This is a genomic window from Enterococcus sp. BSD2780061688st2 D3, assembly GCF_005844145.1.
Classification (GTDB): domain Bacteria; phylum Bacillota; class Bacilli; order Lactobacillales; family Enterococcaceae; genus Enterococcus_B; species Enterococcus_B durans.
On sequence record NZ_SPHN01000001.1, the window covers coordinates 451,425 to 472,435 of the forward strand.

Below are 21,011 nucleotides of genomic sequence, written 5' to 3' on the forward strand. Positions count from 1 at the left end.
TTCATGATTAAATATCTAAGTTTTTCACGTAATGGGCATTTTCTTCAATGAACGCACGGCGTGGTTCAACACGATCACCCATCAGCATTTCGAAAATCTGATCGGCTGCAATTGCATCATCCACGCTGACGCGAGCCATCATTCGATTGCTAGGGTCCATCGTTGTTTCCCATAATTGATGATCGTCCATTTCTCCCAACCCTTTGTAACGCTGTACACTAGGTTTTGGTGTCGCTGGTAAAGAAGCAACAACTTCTTTCAAATCTTCTTCAGCAGTTTTACCTGGCTGAACGTACGTGATTTTTTTCCCTTGTTTTACGCCATACAATGGTGGTTGCGCAATATAAACATACCCTGCTTCCACGATAGGTCGCATATAACGATAAAATAGTGTCAACAGCAATGTCCGAATATGTGCGCCATCGACATCGGCATCTGTCATGATAACTAATTTATGGTAACGGGCTTTAGAAACATCAAAATCTTCCCCAAAACCGGTACCCATCGCTGTAAATAAAGAACGGATTTCTTCATTCGCTAAAATTTTGTCCATGCTGGCTTTTTCAACATTCAGGATTTTCCCGCGGATCGGTAAAATCGCTTGGAATTCACGATTTCGTCCTTGTTTTGCAGAACCACCGGCAGAATCTCCTTCGACGATGAATAATTCACATTTTTCAGGATCATTGCTTGAGCAATCGGCCAATTTACCTGGCAGATTACTGATTTCCAACGCACCTTTTCGTCTTGTCACTTCTCTTGCACGTTTGGCAGCTAAGCGGGCTTTAGAAGCCAATAATCCTTTTTCGATGATTTGGCGTCCGACACTTGGATTTTCTAACAAGAACTTCATGAAGTGCTCGCTGAATAAACGGTCAGTTACAGTACGAACTTCTGAATTTCCCAGTTTTGTTTTGGTTTGTCCTTCAAATTGAGGATCGGGATGCTTGATAGAAATGACTGCTGTCAAGCCTTCTCTTACATCTTCCCCTGTCAAATTATCATCGTTTTCTTTCATCAGCTTTTGTTTACGCGCATAATCATTGATGACACGAGTCAATGCTGTTTTGAATCCAGACTCATGTGTCCCACCTTCATATGTGTGGATGTTGTTCGCAAAACTCATGATGTTTGAATGGTAACCATCAGTATATTGCATCGAAACTTCGACCGCGATATCTTGCTGTTCGCCTTCTAAATAAACTGGCTCTGGGAAAAGTACTGCCTTGTTTGCATTTAAATACTCGACATAGCTCTTGATCCCGCCGTCATAATGGTATTCTTTTACTACTGTTTTTTCTTCACGTCTGTCCTCGATCGAGATGTGCATGCCGCGATTCAAGAAAGCCAATTCACGAATACGAGTCGCTAATTTATTGAAATCAAAAACGGTTGTCTCTGTAAAAATTTCTGGATCTGGAATAAAATGGACAGTTGTTCCGTGGCGGTCACTTTGTTCAATGATTTTTAAATCATCAACGACGGCACCACGACGATATTGTTGGTAATAAACATTGCCGTCTTTATAAACTTTTACATCTAATTGTGACGATAACGCATTAACGACGGATGAACCAACACCATGCAGTCCACCAGATACTTTATATCCGCCTCCGCCGAATTTCCCCCCTGCATGAAGCACGGTAAAAACAGTTTCTACAGCTGGACGACCAGTTTTTGCTTGGATATCTACGGGAATCCCACGGCCATCATCGACTACAGTGATACTGTTATCCTCTTCAATTACGACTTGGATCTTAGTAGCAAATCCTGCTAACACTTCATCGATCGAATTATCGACGATTTCCCATACCAAGTGATGTAATCCTTCAGAACTAGTAGATCCGATGTACATTCCTGGACGTTTTCGAACGGCTTCTAATCCTTCAAGGACTTGAATCTGACTGGCATCATATTCTTTAGCGCGTTCAATTAAACTTCTCTCATCTGTCATTTAACTTTCTTCTCCTTCTATTTTTCCTTGCTGAACATAAAAAATCTCAGGTTCAACGGTCATTTTATTTTTTACATGATCAAGTGTGGTTGTTGTCAAGAAAGTCTGGACTTTACCTTCAATCGTTTCTAGCAAGTGCAGTTGGCGATTATCATCTAATTCACTCATCACATCATCAAGCAAGAGAATTGGATATTCCCCTGTTTCTTCTTTGATCAAGTCGATTTCAGCTAATTTGACGCTCAAAGCTGTGGTTCGCTGTTGTCCTTGAGACCCATAATTCTGCACGTTTTTTTGATTGACGAAAAAAGAAAGGTCATCACGATGGGGCCCTATCGTTGTTGTCCCTCGAAACAAATCTTTCTTTTTATTCTGATCTAGCAATGCCAAAAACTGTGTTTGGATCTCTTCTTGTGTTTGTGAATGCAAAGAAGAAATCGCTGTTACGTATTCAATCTCTAATTGTTCTTTTTGATGTGTGATCTGTTGATGCAAAGTGTTTGCCCAAAACTCTAATCGCTGAACAAATTGCGCACGAGCTTTCAAGATTTTACTGCCAAATTCGGCTAACTGCTCAGATAAAATATCTAAGTAAAGTAGATCTGTTTGCTTTTTTTCGTTCAATTGTTTTAAATATTGGTTTCTTTGTTTTAAGATTCCTTGATATTGAACCAGATCATAAAGATAGATCGGATTGATTTGGCCTAATTCCATATCAAGAAATTTTCGTCTTATCTGAGGACTACCTTTGACTAGAGAAAGGTCTTCCGGTGCAAATAAGATGACGTTCAATTGTCCAACATAACTGCTTAACTTCTTTTGCTCGATATGATTGATTTTTGTTTTGCGCCCTTTTTTTGAAAGTAAGATTTCTAGAGGGATTTTAGATGTACCTTTCGTGATTTCTCCTTGAATCAATGCTTGGTCATCATTCCAACCGATCAATTCTTGTTCACTATTTGTACGATGACTTCTAGTCATAGCTAAAACATAAATACTTTCCAAAAGATTCGTCTTTCCTTGCGCATTTTCACCTAAGAAAATGACGAGATTTTTCGAAAACTCTATTTGTAATTCCTTATAGTTACGATAATTTTTTAAATAGAGCTTATTCAGCCTCATTATCTTTTTTTCCTTTTTTTACCATAAAAAAAGTTCCTACTTCTGGAACTTCAACCATCATACCGGGATAAAGTTTTCGTCCGCGGCGATTCTCAGGTTCGCCATCTACTAAGACAGTGTTCTCAGCTAAATACCATTTTGCTTGCCCACCACTGCTGATCACCGTGACTTCTTTTAGCATTTGACCCAACGTCATAAATTCTGTTTTTAGAATGACTTGTTGTTTCACTCTTCATCCCTCATTTTCATTATAAATGTATACTCTATTATACCTTTTTTTGATCAATAAAACAAATTTATCCATATATTTTTCCATATAAGACGATTTAAGCAAAAAAAGGTGTTTTAAACAAAAAGAAACAAAAAGCCTTAAAATTGATTTTAGGGCTTTTTGCTTCTTTTCTATTTCTTTTCATCTAATTTTTCAATCTATCAAGAAATTTGCTTAATTTGTACGTACAGGTGTGATCAATTGGATAAATTGCACACCGTCTTCTGTTGGTTCTAAAGTAAATGGACGAATAGAAGAAATAAATTTCACTTTGATACTCATATCGCCAAAAGCACGCAATGCAGCTTTCATGTAATCAGGGTTGAAAGAGATTTCTAAAGGATCGCCACTACTTGTCACATAGTTCAAACTTTCTTCGACTTTACCAATTTCAGGAGAATTTCCGTAAAGAACAACAGAATCTGAAGTGATAGATAGACGAACGATGTTGTTACGTCCTTCATGTGATAATAAAGAAGCACGTTCGATTGCTGCTAAGAAACTAGGCACTGAAAATTCAACTTCTGTATTGAAACTTGAAGGGATCAAACGATTCGTATCAGGGTAGTTCCCTTCTAACAAGCGTGAATAAAAGTACATATTTTCTGTTTTGAACAATACTTGATTTTCCATGATGCTGATTTCAACGATTTCCTCTTCATTTGTTAGTGAACGAGAAAGTTCCGTCAAACTTTTACCAGGAATGACAATATCGAATTGATCTACTGCTTGTTCAACTGGGATCACTCGTTGACTCAACCGATGTGAGTCTGTTGCGACAGCTAGTAAAGAATTGTCTTTTAAAACAAAGTGGACTCCAGTAAGAATTGGACGGCTCTCGTGTTGTGAGACAGCAAAAACTGTTTCGTTGATCAGTTTCGTCAAGACATGCACAGGTAATTTCATTTGGTTATGACTTTCTACTACCGGTAGATGTGGGTAATTGTCTGCATCTAGCCCATTCACTAAAAAGTTGGCTTTACCTGAAGTGATCGCCACTTGTTTATTTTCTAAAACTTCTAAAGTGAATGTCTCTTCTGGTAAACGGCGAATAATCTCACTAAAGAAACGAGCTTGTAAAACAATTGATCCAGTAGATTCAATTTGCATTTGTGCTTTTTCATTTTCGACCGATAAAAGTGTTTCGATTGAAATATCTGCATTGCTACCAGTTAACGTCAATCCTTCTTGTGTCAGAGTGATTTTGACCCCTGTCAAAATGGGAATAGTTGTTTTACTTGATATAGCTCGTTGAACAGTTTGCAACTCTTGCATAAAACTTGCTCGATTTAAGGTAACTTTCATGATGTTTCTCCTTTAGACATGTATTTATTATTAGTTAATATAAAATAATAAAAGTATTAGGTACTGTTGATTCTGTGGAAAACTAAAAAAATGCAAGAAAGAAAAGAAAAAACAGTTGTGGAAAAGGTGTGCATAACTTTTTTGTTTTTTTCACTTTTATCCACAAAGCGTTTTTTCCTTTGGTTTGATTAATTTAAAAGAAAATTTTTGATTTCCGATACTTCATTCTGCATGCTTACGCTTGAATCAACTAAGTGTTGGATTTTTTCATGCGCATGGATGACTGTGGTGTGATCTTTTCCGCCAAATTCGGCTCCGATTTTTGGCAACGAACTGTCAGTCAACTCTCTTGCTAGATACATTGCGATTTGACGTGGGACAACGATCGATTTCACTCGTTTTTTCCCTTTTAGATCCTTTAATTGAATATGGTAATACTTTGCAACCTCTTCTTGGATCTGTAGGATCGAAAGTTGCGGGTGTCCTTTGCCAGATTTCAGTGTTTTCAGTGCATCAGCAGCTAGACTTGTTGAAATATCTTCACTATTCATCGCAGCAAATGCTTGGACACGTACCAAAGCTCCTTCTAATTCACGGATATTCGAATCGATTTGGCCCGCGATATAACTTAACGTATCGTCGGGGATCTCTAACCGCTCAGCAGCGGCTTTCTTTCTCAAAATCGCTGTTCGTGTTTCTAGATCAGGTGGCGTGATGTCAACGGAAAGCCCCCATGCAAAGCGTGATACTAAACGTTCTTGCAGTTTTGGTATCTCGTTTGGCAAGCGATCACTTGTTAGAACGATCTGCTTTCCTTCATTGTAAAGTGCATTGAATGTATGGAAAAATTCTTCCTGTGTAGCTTCTTTTTCTGCAAAGAATTGAATGTCATCAACTAATAAAAGATCAACGTTTCGGTATTCTTGACGAAACTCTTCTGCTGTTTTGTTCTGGATCGAGTTGATGAAATCATTCGCAAATGTTTCACTACTAACATATTTGACCTTCGCATCAGGTTGGCTCAACAGCATCTGATGACCAATTGCATGCATCAAATGGGTCTTACCAAGACCAACGCCTCCATAAAAGAATAACGGGTTGTAAATAGAGCCCGGATCTTCTGCAACGACTAATGCCGCAGCATGCGCCATTTGGTTTCCTTTCCCAATAACAAACGTGTCAAAGGTATATTTAGGATTCAACATCGCTTTTTTTATGGGATTTGCTACAGGTATTTTTGGACTTTGGACTTCTTCAATGATTTCTTGTTCTGCTTCTTCCCCGGTAACAAAACGCGGGATGATCTCTTTACCTGTCAGCATATAACCGACTTCGACGATCTTTGTCGCTAGGTTTTTTTCCCAATATTCTTTATGAATTTTACTAGGAACCTCTACAACTAGCTGGCTTTGATCCAACGATCTTGGTTGCGCGGTTTCGATCCAAGTATTATAACTTGCAGGCGATAAATCTTTTTGGTAAGTGGTTTTTAATTCGTTCCATAAAGCATCGAGGGATACCATATAAGGCCTCCTCCTTCATTAAAAAGTGAATAACTAGTACTAATTTATCATTTTTCGCTGAAGTTTTCCACAGAAAGAAAAGAAAAAATTTTTATTTTACGTTTATCCACAAAATCAAGAGGTGAATGAGAAGAAAAAAACACAAGTGGGAAAATTAGTTATCCACATGAGTAATCAACAGGTGGATAAGTGGTGTTTTGGAGAAATTCTCCAGAAGCATCTGTGGATAATAAATCTATATTTATCAATTTGTTCAGCAATCAATTCACAAGTTTTGCTCTATCTGTGGATTATTTTTTTACAGGTGTTTATTCTGTGTAAAAAGGGCATGAAAAATGCTGTGGATAATTCGTGTGCATAACTTTTTCCACATATAAAACACATTGCAAAAAATAGTTCTGTGGAAAAATAGATCACGTATTTTAACAAGAATCGTTCTATTTTATATTGACAAAATACCTTAGTTGTCGTTATACTATCAAAGTATGTCTGTGTTTAATCAGTAGATAAGAAATTTTGGAGGTGGAATACATGAAAAGAACATACCAACCAAATAAACGTAAACGTCAAAAAGTTCACGGATTCCGTAAACGTATGAGTACTAAAAATGGTCGTCGTGTTTTAGCAAGCCGTCGTCGTAAAGGAAGAAAAGTTCTTTCAGCTTAAGCCACTGGGGTTTCAGTGGTTTTTTTTATGCCCTTTTTTTGCGAAAGGGTAAAAGAGTGACATGAAATATGGTATGATTATTGACGTAAGTGAGAGATAGAAAAGGAAAGAAAACGAATGAAAAAAGCGTATCGTGTTAAAAAAGAACGAGAATTTCAAGCTGTGTTCCAAACAGGAGCATCATTTGCTAATCGTAAATTTGTCATCTACCGCTTAGAGAAAAAGGACCAACCACATTTTCGTGTGGGGCTTTCCGTAGGTAAAAAAGTAGGTAATGCCGTATGTCGCAATGATGTAAAGCGCAAGCTCCGTGCAGCGATTTATTCTTTAAAAGAAGAGATCGACCCGGAATTGGATTTTATTGTGATTGCCAGACCAAGTGTCAAAGGGTTGACTTACGATGAGATTCGTTCCAATCTAGTCCATGTCTTAAAACTTGCAAAAATAATCGATAGAGAGGAAAAGAGTAAGTGAAGAAATACAAACGTTTACTTTTGATGGCAGGTATCGTAGGTCTTGCCGTCGTCTTATCCGGTTGTGGAACTGGAGAAGTGAGTGCGCAAAGCACAGGAATTTGGGATCGCTACATCGTTTATTATTTTGCAGAAGCGATCAAGGCATTGTCATTTGGTAACGTGGGGATCGGGATCATTTTATTCACCTTGATCATCCGTGTGATATTGATGCCTTTGATGCATTTTCAGACAAAGAGCATGCGTAAAACGCAAGAGCTTCAACCTAAACTAAAAGCATTACAACAAGAATATAGTGCAAAAGATCCAGATACACAAAGAAAATTACGTGAAGAGCAACAACGTCTATATGCAGAGAATAATGTGAACCCATATGCAGGTTGTTTACCATTATTAGTACAAATGCCAATCTTGATGGCGTTGTGGCAATCCATTTCACGTGTACCAGAATTAAAACAAGGACACTTTTTATGGTTGAACCTAGGAACTGCTGATCCAACATTTATTTTGCCGATTCTAGCGGCTATCTTTACGTTCGCAAGTACTTATTTAAGTAGTATGAGCCAACTTGAGTCGAATGCGTCAATGAAGATCATGAACTTCGTGATGCCTGTGATGATTTTAGTGATGGGTGTCAATTTAGCCAGTGGTCTTTCATTATACTGGGTAGTCTCAAATGCGTTCCAAGTACTACAAACGCTATTGATCAACAATCCATTTAAAATCAGAAAAGAACGTGAAGAAGAAGCACAACGTATTCGTGAAAAAGAACGAGCAATGAAGAAAGCAATGAATCCTAAGAAAAAACGTAGAAAATAAGGGAGGTAATGCTAATGCCAATTTATGAAGCTGCGACAATAGATGAAGCGGTCCAACTCGGACTGGATGATTTGGGTCTATCAAAAGACAACGTAGAGATCGAGATACTTGATGAAGGTAAAAAAGGATTCTTAGGTCTAGGAAAAAAGAATGCCCGTTTGATGATCAAGCCTTCAATCAGTGAAACTGTTTCAGAGACGATCGAAGAAACAGTGGAAGAAGTTTTAGAAGAAAAACCTGAAATAACAGAAATTGTTTACGAAGAAGAATCTCAAGCAGAAGTGCCTAAAAAAGAACTAAGTGAATTAGGTGATGAAGCAGCTTTAACGGAATTAGCAGTTTATCTCACTGAAATTACGAAACAATTGGATGCACCAGCTGTAGTAAAAATCAAACGAGAAGCAAACATGATCGTTTTTCAATTGGATACTCAAAAACAAGGGCTATTGATCGGGAAACATGGAAAAACGCTGAATGCCTTACAATATTTAGCCCAAGTATTTATTCATCGTGTAGCTGAAAATAAGCTTTCTGTGGTAGTGAATGTAGGCAATTATCGGGAGAAACGCCAAGAGATCATCCAACGACTTGCAGAACGTACAGCGGATAAAGTCAGTCGTACGGGACAACCGGTATTTTTAGAACCAATGCCTGCTTTTGAACGAAAACAGATCCATGCGGTATTGAGTAAAAATGAAGCTGTCCAAACTCATTCAGAAGGTGATGAACCTTATCGTTATTTGGTCGTTGAGCCAGTGAAAAAACGCTTGTAACAGAAGGATGATTTCTAGAAATAATGAATACTCGTTGACAAACTTTTTTAAACCAAGTATATTTTATTAGAAATCATTCTTATCGGAGTATACGATGTTCAAGTAGTCTTACTTTGATAGAAAAAGCACATGAAGCCTCGCTTCATGTGCTTTTTTTTCATTAAGATGTACTAATTGTATCAGGTAATCAGCCAATCGTAGTTTGGACAAACTGGATGACCGTTCCGTAGGCAAATAATTCCAAGCACTGTTTTTCGCCACGTGAGCGCTGCTGATAGTCAAAATGACAATTGATCACTGCGTTTGCCCCGTATTCCAGCACTTTCTTTTTTAACTTTCGTTTCGTTGTTAAAAACAGATCCTCAGTATTAAAATTTGGGTCAAACAAGTCAGCTTCAAAGCATTCCACCACAAAAACAATATCACGTACAATATATTTTTGGTTGATATTTCCCGTGGACAACACGACATCATTGATGCGCGGGTCGTCTTCACCGTCAAATGAAACAGGATTAAACTGGCCCATAAGTTTCTCCTTTCGATAAAACAAAGTGTATGTAGATAGCGCTACCATTTCAGTGTACCTTTTTTTTAAAGAAAGATAAAGAAGTATGTAAGAAAGAGCAACGATTATTTCTAGTTAGGGAAAAGACAGATTTTAAACTAAAAATAATACTGCTACACTTGAGAAGAGGTCGAGACAAAAGTCGTTTAGGTTTGAGATTTCCGAAAAGCCTGACTTTTGGACGCCGTTTATTTAAGAAGGAGTTGCTTCTGCTCCCACCGTTTATTCGTGGGTCTTGTAGCAAAACTGATTTTTAGATTTGTCCCACACTCTTACTGGATCGAGGTGATGATCATTGAGTATTTACGATTTATTTAGAGAAAGAAAGCAGGCGAAACTTGTACGATTAGTTACGCGAAAACGTCAAAGGTACCTAAACAGTGAAGAGTACGTGAAAAACATGTGCAGCACAATTATTCAGAATTTAAATCTAATGGGAAATCCGATCCAGGAAAAAATGAAAAAAGTGCCTAATGCCGTGATTGAATTGATGTCAATCTATCAACAAATGCTTGATCTACACTCAGATAAGTTTCCAGATAGAAACATCCCTCTGTTAAAAGAATCCTTACAAAAAAGCCTGCATAGCTCCGTTGAGACAAAATTATTACCTTTTTATCTAAATGAGTTGAAAGAAGATCATCCTGACAGCTTTTTGCTTCTCCCGATAAATGTCTGTATGAAACTGCAAAATGGAGAAGATGGGTATCATGGAATGGATGTGATTATCAGAAAGGTCAGGGGAGATTTTGAAGTTGCTACTTATGACAAAGCACAGATACGCATCATTAGTCCCGATAGCCAATCCATTCAAAAAAAATTAAGGGCAGCTGTTTACATAGATGACCAAAAGAAACAGATTACACCGATTTATATCTATAAAATCAAAAATTCACCACAAAAAGTCAAGGCAATCACTCAGGCATTGCGTATAGGACGGCTGCATCTGAATTGGTTTGAACGAAACGAATTAATAAAAGGACCATTTGAAGAATATCGTCCGCTTCATTTGTTCAGTCGTTGTGCAAAGAAAGAATATTATTCCAATGATCTGGCAACCTCACAATATGTCCAAGACAATTGTATGGTCAATAATTTAAATGGTGCAATGAAATATATTTTAGGGGTCAAGAAACAGGTCAAAATAAAAAATCAAATATTTTATAAATCAAGTATTCCTAATTTATCTAATGGAGATTTCAAAAAAGAATTGACTCAGTTAGCGATAGTTCATTTGAAAAACAGTGGAGCTTCTAGTAAAACATTAAAAATACTGCAACAGGCACTAGTGACATACCTAGATGAAAAAGGTAAACGTACTGATGTATCTCAGCAAGAAAAAATTTCTTATAAACTAAAAAAAGGAAAAGAGACGCACCATGCGTGGCTACAAAAAACACTAAGGTCACAAGATTTAAAGATAAAGCAATCTCGGTAATAAAAGAGAACGACTCAAGAAATAGCCCACTTCCACGTTGCGAAAAAAATGAAAAGAATCAGCTAAGATAAATCAGGTAAATTTTACCCAAAAACATGAAAGTCCTAGTAAAGATAAAGCCAGTCTCCGATTAAAAACCCTTGATTCCTTCTATTAGATGTGATAACCTATGACCAGAATTTAATCGAGAACAAGCAGTCAAAGTGCTAAGTTCACCATTTATTACAAAGGGTGAAGTGGGCGCTTTTTTTGTGCGTAAAATGAAAGAGGAAGTGAGAAAATGGCTGAAATTACTTTAGAATTTGATACGATTGCTGCAATTTCGACTCCACCTGGAGAAGGCGCCATCAGTATTGTCCGCCTCAGCGGAGATCAAGCAGTAGCGTTAGCTGATAAAGTATACAGTTGTGGAAAGAAAAGTTTACTTGAAGTTCCAAGTCATACGATCCATTATGGACATATCGTTGATCCTAAAAATGAACAGTTAGTAGATGAAGTCATGGTTTCTGTCATGTTAGCACCCAAAACATTTACTCGTGAAGATGTAGTAGAAATCAATTGCCATGGCGGAATCGTTGTAGTAAACCAAATCTTACAATTATTATTGCGTGAAGGCGCAAGGTTGGCAGAACCTGGTGAATTTACAAAACGGGCCTTCTTAAATGGACGTGTAGATCTATCCCAAGCTGAAGCAGTGATGGATCTGATTCGTGCGAAAACCGACAAGGCAATGGGCTTAGCATTGAACCAGTTGGATGGGAATCTGTCTGCATTGATCCGTTCGTTACGACAAGAAATTTTAGAAACATTAGCACAAGTCGAAGTCAATATTGATTATCCTGAATATGATGATGTAGAAGAATTGACAACAAAATTATTATTAGAAAAAGCCACGATGATCCAAGAAAGAATCCAAGCGTTATTAGCTACTTCAAAACAAGGAAAAGTTCTTCGAGAAGGTCTGAGCACAGCAATCATTGGACGCCCCAATGTAGGAAAATCAAGTCTCTTGAATCACTTATTACGAGAAGAAAAAGCAATTGTCACTGACATCGCAGGAACGACGCGAGACGTCATCGAAGAATACGTCAATGTCCGCGGAGTACCATTGAAATTGATCGATACAGCAGGAATCCGTGAAACAGAAGATGTGGTGGAACGAATCGGCGTAGAACGAAGCCGCAAAGCACTCGCTGAATCAGATTTGATTTTATTAGTTTTGAATCAAAGTGAACCTTTAACGAGTGAAGATGAACAATTGCTAGAGGCCACAAAGGGCTTGAAGCGAATCATTCTTTTAAATAAAACAGATCTACCACCAAAATTAGAAACAGAAAAACTTGAACAATGGGTAGAAAATGAACCAGTCTTTGCTGTCTCTGTGACTAAAAATGATGGTTTGGATCGTTTAGAAACAGCAATTTCAGATTTATTCTTTGGTGGTCAAACAGGAGAACGTGATGCGACATACGTGTCAAATACGCGTCACATCGCTTTGCTTGAAAAAGCAGCTATTTCATTAGAGGAAGTCATCGAGGGCATTGCTGCTGGTATGCCTGTAGATTTAGTGCAAATCGACATGACTCGCTGTTGGGATTACTTAGGTGAAGTGGTTGGAGACAGTGTACAAGATGAACTGATCACTCAATTATTTAGTCAATTTTGTTTAGGAAAATAAGGAGGAAAATCTTTTGAATCATTATCAAGCAGATGCCTATGACGTGATCGTCGTCGGTGCCGGACATGCGGGGTCTGAAGCCGCATTAGCCGCAGCAAGAATGGGCTCAAAAACATTACTATTAACCATCAATTTGGATATGGTTGCTTTTATGCCATGTAATCCGTCCGTTGGCGGACCTGCCAAAGGAGTCGTTGTCCGAGAAATCGACGCATTAGGCGGAGAAATGGGTAAAAATATCGATAAGACCTATATTCAAATGCGTATGTTGAATACTGGGAAAGGCCCAGCTGTCAGAGCATTACGTGCGCAAGCAGACAAACATGCCTATTCCGCAGAAATGAAACATACGATCGAAAAAGAACCAAATTTGACTTTGCGTCAAGGAATTGTCGAAGAATTGATCGTTGAAGATGGTGTTTGCTGCGGTGTGATCACCTCTACTGGAGCGAGTTATCGTGCGAAAGCTGTTGTCATCACTGCCGGAACAGCACTACGTGGCGAAATCATCATCGGAGAATTGAAATATTCTTCTGGTCCTAATAACTCCCAACCTTCTGTTGGCTTAGCGAACAATTTGAAAGAGCTTGGTTTTGCCATTGAGCGGTTCAAAACAGGAACACCGCCACGTGTCAAATCAAGCACGATCGATTATTCAGTCACAGAAGAACAACCAGGTGACAAAGAACCCAATCATTTTAGTTTCAGTACACCTGACAGTGCATATAATTTAGACCAAGAATCTTGCTGGCTAACTTATACTGGAGAAACGACCCACCAAATCATCCGTGACAACTTACATCGCGCGCCGATGTTTACTGGGATCGTAGAGGGTGTGGGTGCACGCTATTGCCCATCAATCGAAGATAAGATCGTTCGTTTTGCTGACAAACCACGTCATCAACTATTCTTGGAACCAGAAGGACTGCACACCGAAGAAGTCTATGTGCAAGGATTATCCACCTCATTACCAGAAGATGTGCAAGTCGATGTTTTACACTCGATTGCTGGTTTGGAAAAAGTAGAGATGATGCGAACAGGTTATGCGATCGAATATGATGTCGTTGAACCACACCAATTGCGTCCAACACTAGAAACAAAAGTTGTTGAAAATCTTTATACTGCTGGACAAACAAATGGAACAAGCGGCTACGAAGAAGCTGCTGGGCAAGGTTTGATCGCTGGGATCAATGCCGCATTGAAGGTGCAAGGAAAAGAGCCGTTGGTAATCAAACGAAGCGATGGTTATATCGGTGTGATGATCGATGATCTAGTCACAAAAGGAACAAATGAACCTTACCGTTTATTGACTTCTCGCGCAGAATACCGTTTGCTCTTACGTCATGATAACGCGGATCTACGTCTTACTGAAATGGGCCACCAAGTAGGTTTGGTCAAAGAAGACCAATACAATGCATATTTGAAAAAGAAAGCCGCTGTTGAAGAAGAAATCAAACGTTTGATGAGCGTTCGTATCAAACCAACAGAAGAAGTTCAAGCTTTCTTAGCAACAATCAATGCAGCCCCCTTAAAAGATGGTGTTTTAGCAAGTGACTTCTTAAGACGTCCAGAGATCAGCTACCAAGATCTATTGCAATTTATTCCTGCGAATGAAGCGTTGACACGCAAAGAAATCGAACAAGCAGAAATCCAGATCAAATATGAAGGATATATCAAAAAGGCACTTGAAAAAGTAGAAAAATTAAAACGGATGGAAGCCAAAAAGATACCAGATAATATTGATTATGCAGCCATCAATGGCTTGGCAACCGAAGCAAAACAAAAATTACAAAAAATCCAACCTGAAACAATTGCTCAAGCAAGTCGAATCAGCGGCGTAAACCCAACTGATTTAAGTATTTTGATGGTCTACATCGAACAAGGGAAGATTGCGAAAGTCGAAGCTTAAAGTGTTGATACGAAAGAGGTTGGGACAGAAGTGTTTAACTCCGAGAAATAAGAAGAAATTCACGAAAATTGCTTTTCAAATTTTTGTGAATTTCGGCTTATTTCCGAAGGAGTTGCTTCTGCTCCCACCGTTTATTTGTTTTTAAAGCATTAGACAAAAGTATTTCTCACTTTTGTCTAATGCTCTTTTAGTATACGCTGACTCCGTTTTTGACTCCGACTATCAGGCATTCATATAAGAATCGAATAATTGGACTGTTTCATCTTGTCGATTCTGATACCTTTTGAAAGATTCTTTTTATGACGGTTTAAGTACGTTTAGAGTTCTGCTAGATTATGAGGAGTCTGTTAATTTTGATATTGAGAATTCTTCGAAGAAAGACCGGGTTTCTTTTTCGTTTTTAGGAATTCATTTAAGTCAGATATGTCTGAATTGTATTTGGGATAAATGTTATAATAGTTTATGTACAAGTATTTTTATTTTAGATAGCAATAAGGAGTTTTTTAGAAGGTTATTTAGTTTATTGTATTGATTAACATGAAAGAAGAGAAGAAAGAATGAAAAAGGTACTGCTTATAGTTAGCTTGTTGGCGAACGTAGCGTTAGCTGGAGCGCTGATTTATACTATTGCAGAAAGGAACAGCCTTGACCGTCAGCGGGAGAGCCTAGCAATCAGTAACGAACAATATCAGAAAAAACTAGAGGGATCTAGTTCCCCAAATAGTACGGAGACGAAGAAAACCGCTACAAGCGTTTCTAATCACTCCATGGATAATTCTGCTGTCGAAGGTACAGTAAGTAGTACAAATTCAGAAAGTAGCTCTCAAGAAGCAACTGGCACTAGTAAAGCCATAGAATTATTTAGCCAAAATTATTATTTTGATGGGTTTAATGGAACCATTACATCACGAGAAGGCGAATTGAGCCATATGTCAGAACACTTTACAAGAAGCCCTATAACAGTAACCGATAGTAGTGGTACCTACAATGCTGACTTGTATACTAACCATGATGGTACAGCCCAGATCACAGATTCAAACGGCAATACTTTATATAGTGGCACCGTTAAGCCTACTAAAGAGCTTGAGATTTTATCTCTTAAAAGCTCACTACAAAATTCCACAAGAAATGATTTAGTGGCTTCTTTGCCCCAAAGATCATGGAATAATCCAGAAGTTGCAAATTTAGCTCAAAAAACTCTAGAAAATGCCAGTGATCAGAACGTCTCAGATGAGCAATGGCAACAACTTTCCAATGATATTATTAAGCAATTAGAAACCATGGATAAGGGCAACTAGTTATTCTGTTAATAAATTGCCCGTGTTTTAGGAAAAATACCTTCAGCTAGTGTAAGCTATCTAAGGTATTTTTTCGATTTGTAGAATCTATTTAAATGACTTGTATCTGAAATAAGAATAAGGGAGTTTTATGGAACGTGTAAGGGTTTAGTTGCATTAAATATCGGTAGACACCAATATTTTAGGGGAAAAGAGGATAATCTTTATTACTAAAATAGTAGTATAGCAATAAGAGGATATGTAATAGAGCAGTTATGTATAACGTTTAAGTAATGTTATTACTTAAAGGATTCGTTCATCTCACTCTTTTTTGTCGCATCTTATCTTTTCTCGCCCCTTTCTTCCCTATCCCTTTTTCTGTTTAAATTTCTATTGGAAAGATTGCAACTCCTGACATTTTGCGTTAAAGTAAGAAGAGATTTCGTGAAACAATGTAACTGTTTCACAATGAAAGGACAAACTATGACACCAGAAGAATTTCATCAGATTTTGGCAGAAAAAGGTATCCAGTTGACGGATCAACAAATGACTCAATTTGAACGCTATTATCAACTATTAGTTGAGTGGAACGAAAAAATGAATTTAACAGCAATCACAGAAAAGAAAGATGTTTATTTGAAACATTTTTATGATTCATTGACTCTAGCGTTTGATGGGGACTTTTCAAAAGATGGTACACTTTGTGATGTTGGCTCTGGCGCCGGCTTTCCAAGTATTCCATTAAAAATCGTATTTCCAGAATTGCAGATCACGATTGTTGACTCTTTGAATAAACGGATTACTTTTTTAACGGAATTAACGAAAGAGTTAGGTATTACCGCAAATCTTTACCATGATCGAGCTGAAACATTTGGACAAAATCCGCAATTTCGTGCGTCTTTCGATTACGTAACGGCGCGTGCAGTAGCTCGATTGAACGTCCTAGCTGAATTGTGTTTACCCTTAGTAAAACAAGAAGGCTATTTTTATGCGTTAAAAGCAGCTAAAAGTGAAGAAGAGTTAATGGAAGCAAAACAGGCAATTGCTCTTTTAGGCGGTAAATTCATCAAAGAATACACGGTTGAATTACCTAACGTAACGGATAAACGGCACATTCTTATGATTCAGAAAAAGAAGGTCACACCGAAAAAATATCCAAGAAAACCTGGATTGCCTAACAAGCAACCAATCAAGTAGGAGGAGAAGAGATGGCACAAATAATATCTGTTGCAAATCAAAAAGGCGGAGTCGGTAAAACAACGACAACGGTAAATTTAGGCGCATGTCTAGCTAGTCTTGGGAAAAAAGTTCTATTAGTAGATATGGACGCGCAAGGAAATGCGACAAGTGGCGTAGGTATCCGCAAACCTGATGTGACACAAGATATCTATGATGTGTTAGTCAACGAGTTACCTATCGCTGACGCAACACTTGTCACGGAACACGAAAATCTAAGTATTGTGCCAGCAACTCTCCAATTAGCAGGAGCTGAAATCGAGTTAACCTCAATGATGGCCAGAGAATCTCGCTTAAAAGGTTCATTAGCGGAAGTCACTGACTTATATGATTATATCTTGATCGATTGTCCACCTTCTTTAGGACATCTGACAATCAATTCATTTACAGCTAGTGATTCGATTTTGATCCCTGTTCAATGTGAGTATTATGCACTAGAGGGATTAAGCCAATTATTGAATACTGTTCGTCTTGTCCAAAAGCATTTCAATCCTGAGTTAGAGATCGAAGGAGTGCTACTTACGATGTACGATGCCCGTACAAACTTAGGGAATGAAGTAGTGGCAGAAGTTCGTAAATATTTCCGTGAAAAAGTGTATGAAACGATTATTCCAAGAAATATCCGTCTTTCAGAAGCGCCAAGTCATGGAATGCCTATTATCGATTATGATCCACGTTCTAGAGGAGCTGAAGTCTACCAAGCATTGGCAAAGGAAGTGGTTAATCGTGAAGAAAAATAAAGGATTAGGTCGAGGAATCGATGCATTGTTCCAAGACTTAGAAAATTTAGAAACTGTAGATGTAACAGATGAGACCGTGATCCAGTTGCCATTGAATGAATTACGTCCCAATCCGTATCAACCACGGAAAACTTTTGAAGAGGTCTCTTTACAAGAATTAGCGAATTCAATTGAGCAATCAGGTGTTTTTCAACCCATAATTGTTCGCCGATCATCAGTAAAAGGCTATGAGATCATTGCCGGAGAACGCCGTTTTCGAGCTTCTAAATTAGCTAAAAAAGAAACCATCCCAGCAATCGTTAGAGACTTTGATGAAGAAGCAATGATGCAAGTTGCCGTTCTAGAGAATCTGCAGCGTGAAGATTTAAATCCGCTAGAAGAGGCAGAAGCGTATGATATGCTGATGAAAAATCTCAAATTGACACAAGCAGAAGTGGCAAACCGCTTAGGCAAGAGTCGGCCTTATATTGCGAATTACTTGCGTTTGTTGACGTTACCCGATCTTGTCAAAGAAATGGTCCAAGATCAACGCCTTTCGATGGGACAAGCACGTACGCTCTTAGGCTTGAAAAATAAAAGCTTGATACTAAAATTAGCAAATCGAGCAGTAACGGAGAATCTGACTGTTCGTCAATTAGAACAAATTGTGTCACAATTAAATGAAAATGATGGAAAAGAAAAGAAAAAAATTCCACGTTTAGCAAAAGAAAAACCTTACTATATCCGTGAAAGCGAAGATCGTTTAATGGATAAGTTCGGCACAAGTGTCGCTATCCAAGAAAAAGATGGAAAAGGAAAAATCGAAATTGAATATCTGTCACAAAATGATTTGACAAGAATCCTGGATATTCTTAATATTCAATTTGACGAATAAAACTGAGAAACAAAAATCTTAGGCTTTGTCCTATTCTTTCAATAATAGAGAATCCATCATTGCGCTTCGATTAATAAAGCAAGCGTTCAGATATTTTTTTCAAAAAGGAGGGGACTTTTATGTACGACTTACATGATATCGTTGAAATGAAAAAACCTCATGCGTGTCAGACGAACCGTTGGGAGATCATTCGAATGGGTGCTGACATCAAAATCAAATGTGTGAATTGTGGACATATCGTGATGATGACTCGTCGAGAATTTGAAAAAAAACTAAAAAAAATACTTGAAAAAAATGCAGAGAAAGAGTGAATAAATTTATGGCATTAACTGCTGGAATCGTAGGTTTACCCAATGTCGGAAAATCGACTTTATTTAATGCAATTACTAAAGCTGGAGCAGAAGCAGCAAACTATCCTTTTGCAACGATTGATCCAAATGTAGGAATGGTAGAAGTACCAGACTGGCGCTTACAACGGTTGACGGAATTAGTTCATCCAAAGAAAACTGTTCCAACTACTTTTGAATTTACAGATATCGCTGGTATCGTAAAAGGTGCAAGTAAAGGTGAGGGCTTAGGTAACCAATTTTTGAGTCATATCCGCCAAGTAGATGCAATCTGTCATGTCGTCCGTTGTTTTGATGACGACAACATCACTCACGTGGAAGGACGAGTTGATCCTTTAGCTGATATTGATACGATCAATTTGGAGCTTGTGTTAGCTGACCTTGACTCAATCAACAAACGCTATACACGAGTGGCAAAAGTTGCTAAAACAAAGGATAAAGATGCTGTAGCAGAATTAGCAGTACTAGATAAAATCAAACCTGTTTTAGAAGACGGCCGTTCCGCCCGTTCGATCGAGTTTACAGAAGAAGAACAAAAGATCGTTAAATCATTGTTCTTATTAACAACAAAACCAATCTTATATGTAGCAAATGTTGCGGAAGACGAAGTAGCAGAAGCAGAATCCAATCACTACGTTCAAGAAGTACGTAACTTTGCGGCAGAAGAAAAAGCAGAAGTCATCGTTGTTAGCGCGCGTGCAGAGGAAGAAATCGCCGAGTTAGATGATGAAGATAAGGCTGAATTCTTAGAAGCATTGGGAATTGAAGAATCTGGCTTAGATCAATTGATCCGTGCAGCCTATGATTTATTGGGATTAGCTACTTACTTTACTGCTGGAGAACAAGAAGTACGAGCTTGGACGTTCAAAAAAGGAATCAAAGCTCCTCAAGCAGCTGGAATCATCCATTCAGATTTTGAACGAGGCTTCATCCGTGCAGAAACAGTCTCTTTTGAAGATTTGGATCATTATGGCAACATGCATGCCGCAAAAGAAGCAGGTCGCGTTCGTCTAGAAGGTAAAGATTATGTAGTCCAAGATGGCGACGTTATGTTATTCCGTTTTAATGTATAAAAGGGCTATCAAACTGTACGTATAGTATGTTAGAATGTCTTTTGTGACAACCGTTAGAGTAACGGCTAAGGAGGACTATTAGATCATGGAACCAGAACAATTACGTGAGATCGTAAAAGAAAACAATAGTTTAGAAGAAAAGTTGACGAAAAGAAACCAACAATATATTTTTGATTTGAAAAAATCTTTAGAAGCGGCTAACTTATCCGAAGAGGAAAAAGTCACAGCCCTTCATGACATCCTTCCGACTTTAGTTTCTGAGCAAAAAGGCGGAAGAACAGCGAGACAACTATTCGGTACTGTTTCTGAACGAACAGAAGCAATCATCAATAAACCAGCTGAAGTAAAAGTAAATGCCAAACCAGTCTTGATGTGGCTAGATAACGCATTATTACTACTTGGTCTGTTGAGTATCATGGTTGCGATCACTGGATTGTTTTCACGTGGAACAACGCCGGCTTATGGAATTTCAACTCTTATTTTAGGTTCTGCAGTCGGTGGTTGGGTATTTTATCTGATGTATAAATACATTTATCAGTATGAATATCCTGGAGCAGATCGCAGTAAAAAACCAGGTATGGGTAAAACATTGCTTATTTTAGGAGGAACAACGCTGATCTGGGTTATCGCCTTTTCCGCTACAACGTTGCTTCCACCAGTACTGAACCCACTACTAGATCCAGTAGTTATCGTGATCATCGGTGGGGTCGCTCTTGCGTTACGTTACTACTTGAAGAAGAAATACGGTATTATTGGCAGTTTATCAGCACCTAGAAGATAAACAAAAAATATTCCATCAGTCAGAATTTTTGAATCCTCTTTTGGGAGGATAGAAAATTCTGGCTGTTTTTTTTAGAGCCGACTGCTGAGAGATAAGCAATAAACCATCGGTATGTAAACGCTTATAATGAATATCTTCTTAGAAAAGTTAGGGATTACGGATAGACTGTTGACTTAATAAAGAAAAT

The 21,011-nt window shown here is 38.1% G+C and carries 20 protein-coding genes and 1 pseudogene; 15 read left to right on the plus strand and 6 right to left on the minus strand.

Features of this window, described 5'->3' with window-relative positions; all coding sequences use genetic code 11:
- Positions 1-7: 7 nt before the first annotated feature.
- From gyrB to dnaA, 5 genes are all read right to left on the minus strand, one after another.
- Positions 8-1,954 carry a DNA topoisomerase (ATP-hydrolyzing) subunit B gene (gyrB, locus tag FGQ66_RS02095; RefSeq protein ID WP_005875803.1) on the minus strand — a complete coding sequence of 649 codons (1,947 nt, stop codon included), beginning with the start codon at positions 1,952-1,954 and terminating at the stop codon, positions 8-10.
- Positions 1,955-3,076 (minus strand): DNA replication/repair protein RecF, encoded by a 1,122-nt coding sequence (gene recF / locus FGQ66_RS02100; RefSeq protein WP_138301535.1) that lies wholly within the window; start codon positions 3,074-3,076, stop codon positions 1,955-1,957.
- On the minus strand, positions 3,063-3,305 hold the full coding sequence (gene yaaA, locus FGQ66_RS02105) for a S4 domain-containing protein YaaA (protein ID WP_005875799.1): 243 nt from the start codon (positions 3,303-3,305) through the stop codon (positions 3,063-3,065). The genes recF and yaaA overlap by 14 nt, the downstream gene beginning before the upstream one ends.
- A gap of 216 nt (positions 3,306-3,521) precedes the next feature.
- A complete protein-coding gene (gene dnaN / locus FGQ66_RS02110) occupies positions 3,522-4,652 on the minus strand; it encodes a DNA polymerase III subunit beta (protein ID WP_081133663.1) in 1,131 nt (376 codons plus the stop codon).
- Between the two features lie 188 nt (positions 4,653-4,840).
- Positions 4,841-6,175, minus strand: a complete 1,335-nt coding sequence (dnaA, locus tag FGQ66_RS02115) for a chromosomal replication initiator protein DnaA (protein WP_005875795.1) — start codon at positions 6,173-6,175, stop codon at positions 4,841-4,843.
- 531 nt (positions 6,176-6,706) lie between these two features.
- Between dnaA and rpmH the strand changes: the two genes are divergently transcribed.
- From rpmH to jag, 4 genes are all read left to right on the plus strand, one after another.
- Positions 6,707-6,841 (plus strand): 50S ribosomal protein L34, encoded by a 135-nt coding sequence (rpmH, locus tag FGQ66_RS02120; RefSeq protein ID WP_002293121.1) that lies wholly within the window; start codon positions 6,707-6,709, stop codon positions 6,839-6,841.
- A gap of 117 nt (positions 6,842-6,958) precedes the next feature.
- Entirely contained in the window at positions 6,959-7,315 is a 357-nt protein-coding gene (gene rnpA, locus FGQ66_RS02125; protein WP_005875793.1) for a ribonuclease P protein component, read from the plus strand.
- A complete protein-coding gene (locus FGQ66_RS02130; protein ID WP_005875785.1) occupies positions 7,312-8,133 on the plus strand; it encodes a YidC/Oxa1 family membrane protein insertase in 822 nt (273 codons plus the stop codon). The genes rnpA and FGQ66_RS02130 overlap by 4 nt, the downstream gene beginning before the upstream one ends.
- Positions 8,134-8,147: 14 nt before the next feature.
- A complete protein-coding gene (gene jag / locus FGQ66_RS02135) occupies positions 8,148-8,906 on the plus strand; it encodes an RNA-binding cell elongation regulator Jag/EloR (protein WP_005875783.1) in 759 nt (252 codons plus the stop codon).
- 187 nt (positions 8,907-9,093) lie between these two features.
- Here jag and FGQ66_RS02140 read toward each other — a convergent pair whose 3' ends face one another.
- Positions 9,094-9,432, minus strand: a complete 339-nt coding sequence (locus tag FGQ66_RS02140) for a heavy metal-binding domain-containing protein (protein WP_005875781.1) — start codon at positions 9,430-9,432, stop codon at positions 9,094-9,096.
- Between the two features lie 472 nt (positions 9,433-9,904).
- Between FGQ66_RS02140 and FGQ66_RS02145 the strand changes: the two genes are divergently transcribed.
- The 11 genes and pseudogenes from FGQ66_RS02145 (at position 9,905) to FGQ66_RS02190 (ending at position 20,824) form a co-directional block, all read left to right on the plus strand.
- Entirely contained in the window at positions 9,905-10,909 is a 1,005-nt protein-coding gene (locus FGQ66_RS02145; RefSeq protein WP_249361091.1) for a hypothetical protein, read from the plus strand.
- Between the two features lie 280 nt (positions 10,910-11,189).
- Positions 11,190-12,587 carry a tRNA uridine-5-carboxymethylaminomethyl(34) synthesis GTPase MnmE gene (mnmE, locus tag FGQ66_RS02150; protein WP_005875777.1) on the plus strand — a complete coding sequence of 466 codons (1,398 nt, stop codon included), beginning with the start codon at positions 11,190-11,192 and terminating at the stop codon, positions 12,585-12,587.
- Positions 12,588-12,600: 13 nt separating this feature from the next.
- A complete protein-coding gene (gene mnmG / locus FGQ66_RS02155; protein ID WP_138301539.1) occupies positions 12,601-14,496 on the plus strand; it encodes a tRNA uridine-5-carboxymethylaminomethyl(34) synthesis enzyme MnmG in 1,896 nt (631 codons plus the stop codon).
- A 7-nt stretch (positions 14,497-14,503) separates the two neighbouring features.
- Positions 14,504-14,632, plus strand: a pseudogene (locus tag FGQ66_RS15765) (DUF3788 family protein); the annotation flags it as partial.
- A gap of 421 nt (positions 14,633-15,053) precedes the next feature.
- A complete protein-coding gene (locus FGQ66_RS02160; RefSeq protein WP_138301541.1) occupies positions 15,054-15,794 on the plus strand; it encodes a hypothetical protein in 741 nt (246 codons plus the stop codon).
- A gap of 462 nt (positions 15,795-16,256) precedes the next feature.
- On the plus strand, positions 16,257-16,970 hold the full coding sequence (gene rsmG / locus FGQ66_RS02165; protein WP_005875772.1) for a 16S rRNA (guanine(527)-N(7))-methyltransferase RsmG: 714 nt from the start codon (positions 16,257-16,259) through the stop codon (positions 16,968-16,970).
- A gap of 11 nt (positions 16,971-16,981) precedes the next feature.
- Positions 16,982-17,749: a ParA family protein gene (locus tag FGQ66_RS02170; RefSeq protein WP_005875771.1), complete on the plus strand. Its 768-nt coding sequence runs from the start codon at positions 16,982-16,984 to the stop codon at positions 17,747-17,749.
- The gene (locus tag FGQ66_RS02175) at positions 17,736-18,623 is read left to right on the plus strand and encodes a ParB/RepB/Spo0J family partition protein (RefSeq protein ID WP_005875770.1); all 888 of its coding nucleotides are present in this window, start codon (positions 17,736-17,738) and stop codon (positions 18,621-18,623) included. Before FGQ66_RS02170 ends, FGQ66_RS02175 begins: the two co-directional genes overlap by 14 nt.
- A gap of 119 nt (positions 18,624-18,742) precedes the next feature.
- Complete coding sequence (locus tag FGQ66_RS02180; RefSeq protein WP_104660237.1) at positions 18,743-18,934, plus strand: DUF951 domain-containing protein; 192 nt, start codon at positions 18,743-18,745, stop codon at positions 18,932-18,934.
- Between the two features lie 8 nt (positions 18,935-18,942).
- On the plus strand, positions 18,943-20,043 hold the full coding sequence (gene ychF, locus FGQ66_RS02185; RefSeq protein WP_005875768.1) for a redox-regulated ATPase YchF: 1,101 nt from the start codon (positions 18,943-18,945) through the stop codon (positions 20,041-20,043).
- An 85-nt stretch (positions 20,044-20,128) separates the two neighbouring features.
- Positions 20,129-20,824: a DUF1129 domain-containing protein gene (locus tag FGQ66_RS02190; protein ID WP_005875764.1), complete on the plus strand. Its 696-nt coding sequence runs from the start codon at positions 20,129-20,131 to the stop codon at positions 20,822-20,824.
- Positions 20,825-21,011: the final 187 nt, after the last annotated feature.